This is a genomic window from Rhizobium sp. G187 (assembly GCF_051549525.1).
In the GTDB taxonomy this organism is placed as follows: Bacteria; Pseudomonadota; Alphaproteobacteria; order Rhizobiales; family Rhizobiaceae; genus Allorhizobium.
This window is the reverse complement of the sequence record NZ_JBPUGM010000003.1, coordinates 374996-387290: the sequence shown is the minus strand read 5'-3', so window position 1 is coordinate 387290 and position 12295 is coordinate 374996. Positions and strand designations below refer to the sequence as shown.

Genomic DNA, 12295 nt, shown 5'->3' with positions numbered 1-12295 from the left:
TTGCAGTGCGGTGACCGGCGCCTATTCCGCCTGACGTGAAGCGGCTGTAGCGTTGCCCAAGGATTGATCAATCAGGTTGTTTATATGCCGCGTGAAATTTCGCTGTCGGATGTGCAGGGCCTTGTCGGTGAGGTTGTCGGGGTCTCGGACTGGATCCTTGTTGACCAGACGATGATCGACGCCTTTGCCGGCGCCACCATGGATCACCAGTTCATCCATACCGACCCGGTTCGCGCCGCTGCCGAAACCCCTTTCGGCGGCACGATCGCGCATGGCTTCCTCACGGTCTCGCTCCTCTCGGCCATGAACTATAATTGCCTGCCGAAGATCCGCGAACAGACCATGGGCATCAATTACGGCTTCGACAAGCTGCGCTTCATGTCGCCGGTCAAGACGGGAAAGCGCATCCGTGGCAGCTTCAAGCTGGCAGAGGCCCGCTTCCGCGGCGCCGGCATGCTGATGAACACCTATGAAGTGACGGTCGAGATTGAAGATGAGCGCAAGCCGGCGCTGACCGCGAACTGGATCACCATTTCCCAGTTCGACCCGAAGGATCGACCGGAGACCATATGACCAGGAACGGACCAGAGACGATCCGCGAAAGCTTTCACCGTCAGGCGAAAGCGTGTGACGATCTTGGTTCACCCTTTACCGCCCGCCTCTGCAGGCTGGCAGCCGACAGGTTGACGGACAAAACCTCGGTGGGCACGGTCATCCTCGGTTGGCAAGGCAATCCCGATGGAACCGGTGATGCCGTGGCGCTGCGGCTGGCCGGCACGCTGCATGCGCTGGTTCGCTCCGGCAAGGATCCCGAACTCGCAGCCGTCTATCCGCCGCATGCGGTCGATGACGACACCCTCTGGGGCGCGATCTCAAACGCCCTTCAACGCGACGAAGCCTTCATGCTCGACCGGCTGGCATCCGCACCACAGACCAATGAGGTGCGCCGCTCATCCGCCCTGCTCCCCGGTTTCCTCACGATCGCGGCGCTGACGGAAAAACCGCTCGCCTTGTCCGAAGTCGGTGCCAGTGCGGGCCTCAATCTGCAATGGGATCGCTACAGCTACACGCTTGGCGACACGGGCTTTGGTGACACCTCATCCGTTCATCTCGAACCCCGCTGGGAAGGCCCCCCGCCGCCAGATGTCCGGTTGGACGTTGCCGAGCGTGCCGGCTGCGACCTCAACCCGCTGGACCCGGCGTCCGAAGATGACCGCCTGCGGCTCTTCTCCTATATCTGGGCCGATCAGCAGGACCGTCTGGACCGGACCGCAGCAGCACTCGCCATGGCGACTGAGAATGGGCTGAAGGTTCAGAAGGCCGATGCCATTGCCTGGCTCCGCCAACGCCTGGCCACGCCCCGCCCCGGCCTTACCCACGTGATCTACCACACCATCGCCTGGCAATATTTCCCAGCCGAGCTGAAGGCCGAGGGCGAAGCCTTGATCACCGAGGCGGGTCTGCGTGCAACACAGGACGCGCCACTGGCCCGCCTGCAACTCGAGGCCGACGGCAAGCCGGATGGCGCTGCCATCCTCCTGACGATGTGGCCGACGGGCGAGACCCGCGAGATCGGGCGGGCGGATTTTCATGGACGCTGGGTGAAGTGGGTAGGCTGGAGCGCATAAAGCCTCCGCATCCGTGCAGCCGTCACTTGTCAGACACGGCGCCATTCTCCTGTGACTGCCACCACTTCCAAAACGCACAGGGCTTTCGGTAGATGCCGCCTTGCCGGCACTGGGCCACGCCGCGTTTCCATGACTGCCGTATCGGCAGTTAAGGGCTACACGCGGGATAAGACGCTCTCATCGGCACAACAGGCGAAGAGAACGGAACTTTGGCGATGACAGTTTTCAAGGCGGCAAGCTTTGCCGCATACCTCACCTTGGCGTCTTTTAGCGCGGCATCGGCCGTAGTCATGGTCGAACAAGGTGATCCGATTATGGCCGAGGCCTTTGAAAAAGCGAAGGCTGGCCTCGATGACTTCCTCACCAAGGCGGAAAACCCGCCTGAGGGGACCTATAATTACACGGTCAAGATCGGCATCTTCGATGAGGGCGACAGCTATCGGATCAACAGCTTCCCGGAGGGCTCCCTATCCTCTGAATTCTTCTGGCTGAGCGACATCGAAAAAAACGAGAGCGGCTACACCGGCCGGATCAGCAACGAGCCCGAAATGGTCGAGCACATCGAAATGGGCCAGACGATCGCCTTCACCAAGGAGGATATCGCCGACTGGTTCTACATGGACGAGAAGGGCATGACCGGCAATTTCACCGGTTGCGCAATTGCCAAGATCACCCCTTCCGCCGAGATCGACGAACTCTTCCGCTCCATGGGCCTCGTCTGCGACACACAGGCCATCACCCATTGAAAAAGGCCGGGATTATCCCGGCCTTTCCTCGATCAACATATGCAGCTCGCCCGCCTCAGAGCGAGGCATCCTCAGCGCCTTCGGCCAGCATGCCAAAGGCATACTCCGCAAACGATCGCCAGCATTCGACGCGGAACGTCTCGGCCTCGACACGATGGAGAATGATCTCGATCTTGCCGAACACCGTGCGTGTCACAGCGCCGACCGGGAAAGCACCCAGCGACAGGTCGAGCGGGCAGCCGCTGTTGACGGTGACGTCAGCCGCAGGTCCCGAGACGATGATCGCCGCATTGCGGTGAGAGACGTCAGCCGCGGAATGCAGGGTGCCGGATGCGGCGCAATCGGCCATCAGATCTCCGCCAGCCTCGTCGATCAACAGCCACTCGTCCGGACCGATCCAGAAGGCCGTACGGCCCTTGGCGGTGGCGGAGGTCTTCGGCTTCGTCGGAAGCGTCAACCCAAGCGCCTTGGAAAGCCCGGCGACTGCGTCGGCACCGGCGCGCAACGAGACGCGGTTAGCAACGGGTGCGGGCGTGAGGCGCACCTTGGCGCTGCCACCATGGAAGCCGGCAAGAACAGTCTTGCGCTCGGCGATTACAGCATCAGCCATGGATGCGGCCTCCTTCCTTGTCAAAGAATACCATGTCGGTCACTTCCACCGCGATGGTCTTGTCCTTCATCGGCACATAGAGCGTCTCACCCATCCGGGCGCGACCACCGGCCACCATGGCAATCGCAATCGACCGACCGAGGTTTTCCGACCAGTAGGACGAGGTGACGTGACCGAGCATGGTCATCGGCTTCGGCTGGTTTGGATTGGCCACGATCTGCCCGCCCTCTTCCAGCACCTCATTCGGGTTCTTGGTCAAAAGTCCGACCAGCTGCTTGCGGCCTTCCTTGACCAGATCCGGACGCTTCATGCCGCGAATACCGACAAAGTCGGTCTTCTTTTTCGACACCGCCCAGGAGAGGCCGGCATCGTCTGCGGTCAGCGTGCCGTCCGTGTCCTGTCCGACGATGATGTAGCCCTTCTCGGCGCGCAGCACGTGCATGGTCTCGGTGCCGTAGAGGCAGGCGCCCATCGACTGGGCCCGTTCCCAGATCTGTCTGAAGACGTCAGCACCGAAATCGGCAGGCACGTTGACTTCGAAACCGAGTTCCCCGGTGAACGACACGCGGAAGAGGCGCGTCGGCACGCCGCAGAACTTGCCTTCGGCCACGCTCATATGCGGGAAGGCCTCGTTCGAGATGTCGATGCCCTCGACGAAAGGCGCGATGATGTCGCGCGCCTTCGGACCCTGGACCGCGATGACCGCCCACTGTTCGGTGGTCGAGGTGAGCCAGACCTTCAGATGCGGGAATTCCGTCTGCAGATAGTCTTCCATGTGGTGCATGACACGCGGCGCACCGCCGGTCGTCGTGGTCACATGGAAGCGATCCTCGGCGAGACGCCCGACAACGCCGTCGTCATAGATGAAGCCGTCTTCGCGCGTCATGATGCCATAGCGCGCCTTGCCGGGCTTCAGCGTGTCCCAGGCATTGGTGTACATGAGGTTGAGGAACTCGGCCGCGTCAGGACCGACAACCTCGATCTTGCCAAGCGTCGAGGCGTTGAACACGCCAGCAACGTCACGGGCCGTCTTGCATTCGCGATTGACGGCCGCATGCATGTCTTCGCCGGCCCTTGGATAGTACCAGGCGCGCTTCCAGTTGCCGACGTCTTCATAGACGGCACCCTGGCTGACTTCATAGGCATGCATCGGCGTCTTGCGGGTCGGATCGAACAGTTCGCCACGCGAATGGTTGATCAACGTGCCGAAGGTGACCGGCGTGTAGGGCGCACGGAAAGTTGTGAGACCGACCTGCGGGATTTCCTTGCCAAGCACTTCCGCCGCGATCGCCAGACCATGCATGTTGGACAGCTTGCCCTGATCGGACGCCATACCATTTGTCGTGAAGCGTTTGATATGCTCGATCGAATGCATGCCTTCGCGCACGGCAAGACGAATGTCTTTGGCGCAGACATCGTGCTGGAAGTCGACGAAGGCCTTGACGTTGTCTTCGCGGCCCAGTCCTTCGGCAGCCCCGATCATGCCACCGGTCCAGGCATGCGCGTTCGAACCCGTCAGCGAAACGCTTGCAGTCTCCGTCGCACCGGCAGCCTTGGCCATGGAAAGCCCAGCCGATGTGGCTTCATCCAGCAGAGCCTGCAGATCGTCGGTGCCATTGCAGGCGCCGACAGAGATGCAATCATGCGCATAGACATCCGGCAGGAAGCGCTGGTTGGCTGCATCGAACTTGAGCTTGCCGCGCGACTGCGAGAACATGTGGACGGAAGGTGTCCAGCCGCCGCACATCAGAAGCGCATCGACCTCGATCTTGCGCGCCTGACCGCCGCCGTTGCGACGGACCGTGATCGACCGAACCCGCAGACGTCCGGCGGTATCCACGACTCCGTGACCGGTCAGAACCTCGATACCCAGCGCGCGTGCCTCTGCGAGGACCGTCGCGCCCGGCTTTTCGCGGGCATCGACGATGACAGGCACCGAGACGCCAGCCTTCTTGAGGTCGATCGCGGCTTCATATGCCGAATCATGCGCCGTGTAGACGGCAACCTTTGCACCAACGGCAACGCCGAAGTGGTTCAGATAGGTCCGGGCTGCCGACGCCAGCATGATGCCGGGGCGGTCATTATTGGCGAAGACCATATGGCGCTCGATCGCGCCGCTGGCGATCACGACCCGCTTGGCGCGGACCTGCCACAGACGTTCGCGCGGAAGCGCCTTGGACGGGTTGGCGACGTGATCGGTCACGCGCTCAGCCAGCGCCACATAATTATGGGCGTGGTAGCCAAAAGCGGTGGTGCGGGTCAGCACCGTCACATTCGGCATGGCCTTGAGCTTGGCGACCACGCCTTGCGCCCAGTCATAGCCATTCTGGCCGTCGATCGTGGCACCGATGTCGAAATGGAAGGCACCGCCCATTTCCGGCTGCTCGTCAGCGATCATGACGCGAACGCCCGTCTGGGCGGCGGCCAGCGCAGAGGCGAGACCGGCAGCGCCGCCACCAATCACCAGCACGTCGCAATGGGCATAACGGCTGGCATAGTGATCCGGATCCGATTCCTTCGGCGCATGGCCAAGACCGGCAGCGCGACGGATGAAGGGCTCATAGATCTGATGCCAGGCGGCCTTCGGCCACATGAAGGTCTTGTAGTAAAAGCCGGCGGCGAAGAACGGCGACAACAGATTGTTGACCTCGCCGATGTCGAGCGACAGCGACGGCCAGCGGTTCTGCGTCTCGACCTTCATCCCGTCGAAGACTTCCTGCACGGTCGCCCGCACATTCGGCTGCCGGCGGGCAGCATCGCGCGAAATGTCGAGCAGCGCATTCGGCTCTTCCGGGCCGGCCGTCAGGATGCCGCGCGGACGATGATATTTGAACGAGCGGCCAGCAAGATGCATGCCGTTGGCAATCATCGCGGAAGCGACGGTATCGCCTTCGTATGCGGTCAGGCTGCGGCCATCAATGGTGAAGCGGGCGGTGCGAGCCGGCGTCAGACGGCCCTTGCCGGGAATGCGGTTGGCAGCGCTCATGCCTTTTCTCCCTTCGATGCAGACGGGGCAACCAGTGTTGCGGGATCGGGCATGGGTTCACCGGCCTTGTAGGTCAGCAGGATCTTGTCGGAAATCGTGTCACGGGCCGCATTGAAGAAACGCCCGCAGCCATGGATATGACGCCAGCGCTCGAAGATCAGACCCTTCGGGTTGTCGCGCAGGAAGAAGTAGTCGGCGAATTCTTCGTCCGTGATCGAGGCGATGTTTTCCGGGCGTGCGATATGCGCTTCACCGGCTGCGCGAAATTCGAGCTCGGCGCGCTCTTCTTCGCAATAGGGGCACTTGATGATCAGCATGTTGATCGATCCTTGAAATCAGTGAGCAACGGCAGCGGCTGCTGCCTCATCGATCAGGCGGCCGGTGCGGAAGCGGTCGAGCGTCAGGCCCTGGGCCAGACGATGCGGCTCGCCTTTGGCGATCAGATGCGCGAACAGGTTGGCAGACCCCGGCGTTGCCTTGAAACCGCCCGTCCCCCAGCCGGCATTGACGAACAGGTTCTGAACCGGCGTGACACTCTGGATCGGTGAACGGTCGGCCGTGTTGTCGGTAATGCCACCCCACTGGCGCATCATCTTCACACGACGGAACATTGGGAACAGCTCGCAGATCGCATCCAGCGTGTGCGTGATGATCTGCATGCCGCCGGTCTGACTATAGGAATTGTACTGGTCGGTACCGGCACCGATGACCAGCTCACCCTTGTCCGACTGCGAGATATAGGCATGCACGGTGTTCGACATGACCACGCAGGGGAAGATCGGCTTCAGCGGCTCGGAGACGAGCGCCTGCAGCGGTGTCGAGTGAACCGGCAGGCGCACGCCGGCCATGCCCATGACGACGGAAGAGTGGCCAGCAGCGGAAACGCCGACCTTCTTCGCGCCGATAAAGCCCTTGGTCGTATCGACGCCGGTCACTTCACCATTTGGTCCGCGACGGATACCCGTCACTTCGCAATTCTGGATGATGTGCACGCCGCGATCAGACGCGGCACGCGCATAACCCCAGGCAACCGCATCGTGACGCGCCGTGCCGCCGCGACGCTGAAGGGCAGCACCATTGATCGGGTAACGAGCAGTCTTGGAAATATCGAGCGGCGGGCAAAATGCCTTCGCCTGCTCCGGCGTCAGCCACTCATTGTCGATGCCATAGAGGTTGTTGGCATTCACATGGCGCTTGAAGGACTGCTGGTCATGCACATTGTGCGACAGCATCATCACGCCGCGCGGCGAATACATGACGTTGTAGTTGAGGTCCTGGCTCAGGCCCTCCCAGAGCTTCAGCGAATGCTCGTAGATGTCCATGCTCTCTTCATAGAGATAATTGGACCGGATGATCGTCGTGTTTCGACCGGTATTGCCACCGCCGAGCCAGCCTTTTTCAATCACCGCGACATTGGTGATGCCGTGTTCCTTGGCCAGATAATAGGCTGCACCAAGACCATGGCCGCCGGCACCGATGATAATGACGTCATAGGATTGCCGCGGTTCGGGAGAGACCCACTGAGCCTCCCATCCCTTGTGGGCACGCATCGCCTCACGGACAACGGCAAAGACCGAATATTTGCGCATTCGCCTTAAACTCCTGTGGTTCAGGCATTTGGGTAGGGCCTTAGCTGTCGCAAATCAATATGCGTCATGACGTGCATTTTGCGACACGCAGGTGCTCCTCTTTCGACACGCTTCAGATCGTGGCTGCAGAGAGCCAAAAATTAAGACCGGAACGCCTGCCCCATATGGACTTCCGGGCATCTCTCTGCTATTGGCCGTCGTCAATCGCCAGACTCACAAGGTCAGGCGAACCTTTTTGCTGTTTCCGTCGATGCAACGTTCGTTGGCGGAAGGACACAACTCTTAGAACCGAAGGAACGGGATAAACGTGCAGGTACTAGTCCGCGACAACAACGTTGACCAGGCGCTCCGCGCTCTCAAGAAGAAGATGCAGCGCGAAGGCATCTTCCGTGAAATGAAGATGCACGACTTCTATGAGAAGCCGTCCCAGAAGCGCGCTCGCGAAAAGGCCGAATCCGTTCGTCGCGTTCGCAAGCTTGCTCGCAAGCGGATGCAGCGCGAAGGTCTGATTGCTGGTCCGTCGCGCTCGGCTGCTCGCTGATCAGCCCCGATTTGGACGTTTTCCTATGAAATGAGAGCGGGGGCGAAGAGAATCGCCGCCGCTCTTTTGATATGAAACACGAACTGACGCTGTTCCCGGAGCTTTCTGGCGCTGGCAGCGGCCGGATGATGCGACCGATGAAAAACACCTCGATCCTCGCGACCGCCCTCCCCGCAATCCGTACGAGGCAGATGGCGACTGCGATGGCTGTGACCGCGCTTCTGGCGCTGGCTGGCTGCGCGACAACTACGGAAACGACGGATGTTATCCGCGTCGATCGCGCCCAGGGCTCTGAGGAAAACATTGCATCGCTGACGGCCGTCATTCAGTCGAACCCACGCGACCCTGAAGGCTACAATGTTCGCGGCTCCGCTTATGGCCGTGCAGGCCAGTTCAAGCCCGCGCTGGACGACTTCAACACCGCACTTCAGATCAACCCACAGTTCTACCAGGCCTATGCCAACCGTGCGCTCGTCTACCGCAACATGGGCAAGCCGGTTGAAGCTGCCGCCGATTACAATGCGGCTCTGAAGCTGAACGCGAATTACGATGTCGCCTATATCGGCCGCGGCAATATCTATCGTCAGGCCGGGCGCATCGACGAAGCCTTCGGAGACTTCAACCGCGCCATCCAGCTCAACACCACGGACGGGCGCGCCTACCACAATCGCGGCCTGATCTACCAGCTGCGCGGCGACCACGCCAAGGCGATCGAGGACTTCTCAAAAGCCATCTCGCTGTCCGGACGCGCGCCCGAGCCCTATAACGGCCGCGGCGTCTCCTATATCGCGCTCAACGACGATGAAAACGCGTTTGCCGACTTCAACCTCGCCATCGAGCTGAACGGAAACATCGCTGAAAGCTGGGCCAACCAGGCACTGGTCTATGAGCGTCGCGGCGACAAGGCACGCGCTGCCAAGTCCTACGCCCACGCGCTTAATCTGGACCCGAAATATGAACCCGCCAAGCAGGGCCTCGCCCGGACGCGCGGCGCGAGCTGAGCGGTTAAGCTCAGCGAGACTGAAGCCAAGTTTTGACAGTGATCAGCGGCGGGGAAACCCGCCGTTTTCTTTTGTGCTCGGCGACGGCCAGGGCTCAGAACAGCAGACAAAGAAAAAGGCGACCCGCCTGACGGATCGCCTTGAACAACATATCAGCAGGAATGCCGATCAGCGCATGATAAAGACGCCGGCAATGCTGAGAACGATCCAGACGAAGAAGCCGCCGATCAGCCCAGCGCCACCGAAAAAGCCGGCAGCCATGGCGATCATCAGAGCAACCAGGATGGCCGTGCCATACTTGGTGCCGGCGATAAAGAAGTCATAGGTCTTTTCATGCTCCCGGTAATCCATCTGAGCACCGGTTTCAACCGGACCGGAATGATGTTCGCTCATAGTCGATCTCCCACGTCTTCGTCTGACACCCGCCCGCAGAATCGCATCCGGCCAGCGCTGGTGAAATAAGGTCGAATTCCCGAATACACAAACGACAGCGGGAGCGCAATCGCAGCCAGCGCGCATTTTGTCGCCCCGGCTGTACCTTCATAAACACAGCGTCGCGACTTTGGTCGAATGCCTCCGGAGAAGTGGCAGAGCGACCGTTGCACCCATGCAATCCATGCTCTAATCACGAAGCACTATGGGGAGACAAAAACCATGAAAATTCTATTGGCTCTTTCCCGGCTGATCGACACAGTCAACGCCTTCATCGGACGTTCCGTGTCCTGGCTGCTCCTGGCAGCCGTGCTGATCAGCGCCGGCAATGCCGTTATGCGCAAGATGTTCGACTTGTCATCCAATGCGTGGCTCGAACTACAATGGTACCTGTTCGGCGCGGTCTTCATGCTGGCCGCCGCCTACACGCTGCTGCGCAACGAACACATCCGCATCGACATCGTGTCGAGCACCTGGACCAAGCGGACGCGGGACTGGATCGACCTCATCCTGCACATCATCTTTCTGGTGCCTTTCTCCACGCTGATGGCCTACCTCGCATGGCCTTGGTTCTGGCGATCCTTCACATCGGGGGAAATCTCCTCAAGCGCCGGCGGCCTGATCATCTGGCCCGCAAAGGGAGTCGTGTTGATCGGCTTCATGCTGCTCGTAGCCCAGGCGTTTTCTGAAATCATCAAGCGCTTCGCCATCGTCACCGGACGGATGGCCGATCCCGCACTGGAAGAAGCCGCAACCGAAAATATGGAGCGCTGAGATGATCGATCTGATCGCACATAACCTTGCGCCCATCATGTTCACGACCGTCATGCTGATGCTGCTGCTCGGCTATCCGGTCGCCTTCACGCTCGCCGCTGGCGGATTGATCTACTTCGTCCTCGGCGTCGAATTCTCAACGATCTCTTCAGAGATCCGCTTGTTCTGGCCGCTGCTGCAGTCCCATCCAGACCGCATCTACGGCGGCATCATGTCCAACGAGACATTGCTGTCGATCCCCTTTTTCACCCTGATGGGCATCATCCTCGAGCGCTCGCGCATGGCAGAAGATCTGCTCGACACGATCGGTCAGCTGTTCGGCCCGATTCGCGGTGGCCTTGCCTATGCGGTCATTCTGGTTGGCGCCCTGCTTGGCGCCACGACAGGCGTTGTCGCCGCATCGGTCATGGCCATGGGCCTCATCTCTCTGCCGATCATGCTGCGCTACAATTACAACGCCCCGCTCGCGACCGGAACGATTGCAGCTTCTGGCACGCTGGCGCAGATCGTGCCGCCGTCGCTCGTGCTGATCGTCATGGCCGACCAGCTCGGCCGATCTGTTGGAGACATGTATGTCGGCGCGCTCTATCCCGCACTCCTCATCATCGCCACCTACTGCGCTTATATTTTCGTAATCAGCCTGATCAAACCCCAATGGGTCCCTGCCCTGCCGAAGGAAGCCCGCACACTGGGTGACGGGGTCACGTCCCTGCTGGTCATGATCGCCCTCGGGACCGGCCTCTATTTCCTCGGTCGGTCGTTTCTGTTCACAGGCATTCAGAGCCCGGAATGGCAGCTGGTCGCCGGGCTCGCATTTAGCGTCACGACCGTCTACATCCTGGCGCTCGTCAACCGCGGCATGAACCTGAACCTGATCTCCCGCCTCGCCCAGCAGGTGATCATCGTGATGGTGCCGCCGCTGGCGTTGATCTTCCTCGTGCTTGGCACGATCTTCCTCGGCATCGCCACCCCGACTGAAGGCGGCGCCATGGGTGCAACGGGGGCCCTGATCATCTCCGCCGCCAAGGGACGTCTGTCCTTTGCGGTGCTGAAGAATGCACTCGACGCCTCCACCCGCCTCTCGGCTTTCGTCATGATGATCCTGATCGGTGCCCGAGTCTTCGGCCTGACCTTCTACGGCATCAACGGCAATGTCTGGATCGAGGACCTGATGCTTGCCCTGCCGGGCGGTGAATACGGCTTCCTGATCGTTGTCACGATCATCGTCTTCATCCTCGGCTGCTTCCTCGATTTCTTCGAGATCGCCTTCATCATGGTGCCACTGCTCGTACCTGTGGCCGAAAGCCATGGCATCGACCTCGTCTGGTTCGGCATCATCCTTGGCATCAACCTGCAAACCTCGTTCCTCACACCTCCCTTCGGCTTCTCGCTATTCTACCTGCGCTCTGTCGCACCCGAAGGCCAATGGAAGGACAAGGTGACGGGACATACGCGACCCGGCATCAAGACACTGGACATCTACAAGGGCGTCCTCCCCTTCATCGTCATCCAATTCCTGATGATCATGGTGGTCATTGCCTTCCCAGGCCTGGTCATGCACTACAAGGGTACGGCAGGAACGGCCGATCCAAGCACGATCCAGATTCAGGTTCCCTCCGGTGGTGGCCTGTCATTGCCGCCACTCGGATCCGGAACCGGTACGGCCCCATCCTTCGGACTACCTCCGCCGAGCTTTGGTGGACAGCCCGCAACACCCGGAACGTCCGCAGCACCAGCAGCACCATCGCTCGGTCTGCCGCCGCCGGACTTCGGCGGGGCGCAGGCACCCGCTCCAGCTGCCCCGGCACCGGCACCGGCATCGAAGACCCCGGATCTCAGTCAGCCACCAGCCTTCAACTGATGCAACCAAAATGGAAAAGCCCCCGTCCGGGGGCTTTTTTTTCTGTCTCCCATTCGCAGCGACGCAGCAGACAATAAAAAACCCGGCCTCCACAGGAGGCCGGGCATTGCGGATCACGAAGGCATAA

12 protein-coding genes are annotated in these 12295 nt (G+C 60.6%); 7 read left to right on the top strand and 5 right to left on the bottom strand.

What is annotated here, in order from left to right; translation table 11 throughout:
- Positions 1 to 84 precede the first annotated feature (84 nt).
- The 3 genes from ACSV9I_RS11050 (at position 85) to ACSV9I_RS11040 (ending at position 2374) form a co-directional block, all read left to right on the top strand.
- Positions 85 to 573, top strand: coding sequence for a MaoC family dehydratase (locus ACSV9I_RS11050; RefSeq protein ID WP_054157393.1), 489 nt, complete (start codon positions 85 to 87; stop codon positions 571 to 573).
- Positions 570 to 1628 carry a DUF2332 domain-containing protein gene (locus tag ACSV9I_RS11045; protein ID WP_438328920.1) on the top strand — a complete coding sequence of 353 codons (1059 nt, stop codon included), beginning with the start codon at positions 570 to 572 and terminating at the stop codon, positions 1626 to 1628. The genes ACSV9I_RS11050 and ACSV9I_RS11045 overlap by 4 nt, the downstream gene beginning before the upstream one ends.
- A 215-nt stretch (positions 1629 to 1843) precedes the next feature.
- Positions 1844 to 2374 (top strand): DUF2314 domain-containing protein, encoded by a 531-nt coding sequence (locus ACSV9I_RS11040; RefSeq protein ID WP_438328919.1) that lies wholly within the window; start codon positions 1844 to 1846, stop codon positions 2372 to 2374.
- Positions 2375 to 2429: 55 nt separating this feature from the next.
- On the opposite strand, the gene ACSV9I_RS11035 is transcribed toward ACSV9I_RS11040, so the two are convergent.
- From ACSV9I_RS11035 to ACSV9I_RS11020, 4 genes are read right to left on the bottom strand one after another with little or no spacing between them, the layout of a single operon-like run.
- Complete coding sequence (locus ACSV9I_RS11035; RefSeq protein ID WP_438328918.1) at positions 2430 to 2984, bottom strand: sarcosine oxidase subunit gamma; 555 nt, start codon at positions 2982 to 2984, stop codon at positions 2430 to 2432.
- Positions 2977 to 5970 carry a sarcosine oxidase subunit alpha gene (locus ACSV9I_RS11030; RefSeq protein ID WP_438328917.1) on the bottom strand — a complete coding sequence of 998 codons (2994 nt, stop codon included), beginning with the start codon at positions 5968 to 5970 and terminating at the stop codon, positions 2977 to 2979. The genes ACSV9I_RS11035 and ACSV9I_RS11030 overlap by 8 nt, the downstream gene beginning before the upstream one ends.
- Positions 5967 to 6287 (bottom strand): sarcosine oxidase subunit delta, encoded by a 321-nt coding sequence (locus ACSV9I_RS11025; protein ID WP_054157083.1) that lies wholly within the window; start codon positions 6285 to 6287, stop codon positions 5967 to 5969. The genes ACSV9I_RS11030 and ACSV9I_RS11025 overlap by 4 nt, the downstream gene beginning before the upstream one ends.
- Before the next feature lie 18 nt (positions 6288 to 6305).
- Positions 6306 to 7559: a sarcosine oxidase subunit beta family protein gene (locus ACSV9I_RS11020; RefSeq protein ID WP_054157082.1), complete on the bottom strand. Its 1254-nt coding sequence runs from the start codon at positions 7557 to 7559 to the stop codon at positions 6306 to 6308.
- 307 nt (positions 7560 to 7866) lie between these two features.
- On the opposite strand from ACSV9I_RS11020, the gene rpsU reads away from it, so the two are divergent.
- Positions 7867 to 8100, top strand: a complete 234-nt coding sequence (gene rpsU / locus ACSV9I_RS11015; RefSeq protein ID WP_054157081.1) for a 30S ribosomal protein S21 — start codon at positions 7867 to 7869, stop codon at positions 8098 to 8100.
- A 191-nt stretch (positions 8101 to 8291) separates the two neighbouring features.
- Positions 8292 to 9101, top strand: a complete 810-nt coding sequence (locus ACSV9I_RS11010) for a tetratricopeptide repeat protein (protein ID WP_438329136.1) — start codon at positions 8292 to 8294, stop codon at positions 9099 to 9101.
- 168 nt (positions 9102 to 9269) lie between these two features.
- Here the strand turns inward: ACSV9I_RS11010 and ACSV9I_RS11005 are convergent, their stop codons facing one another.
- The gene (locus ACSV9I_RS11005) at positions 9270 to 9494 is read right to left on the bottom strand and encodes an aa3-type cytochrome c oxidase subunit IV (protein ID WP_054157080.1); all 225 of its coding nucleotides are present in this window, start codon (positions 9492 to 9494) and stop codon (positions 9270 to 9272) included.
- A gap of 261 nt (positions 9495 to 9755) precedes the next feature.
- Here ACSV9I_RS11005 and ACSV9I_RS11000 point away from each other — a divergent pair, with 261 nt between their 5' ends.
- A complete protein-coding gene (locus ACSV9I_RS11000) occupies positions 9756 to 10307 on the top strand; it encodes a TRAP transporter small permease subunit (RefSeq protein WP_054157079.1) in 552 nt (183 codons plus the stop codon).
- Position 10308: 1 nt separating this feature from the next.
- The gene (locus ACSV9I_RS10995) at positions 10309 to 12168 is read left to right on the top strand and encodes a TRAP transporter large permease subunit (RefSeq protein WP_438328916.1); all 1860 of its coding nucleotides are present in this window, start codon (positions 10309 to 10311) and stop codon (positions 12166 to 12168) included.
- Positions 12169 to 12295 lie beyond the last annotated feature (127 nt).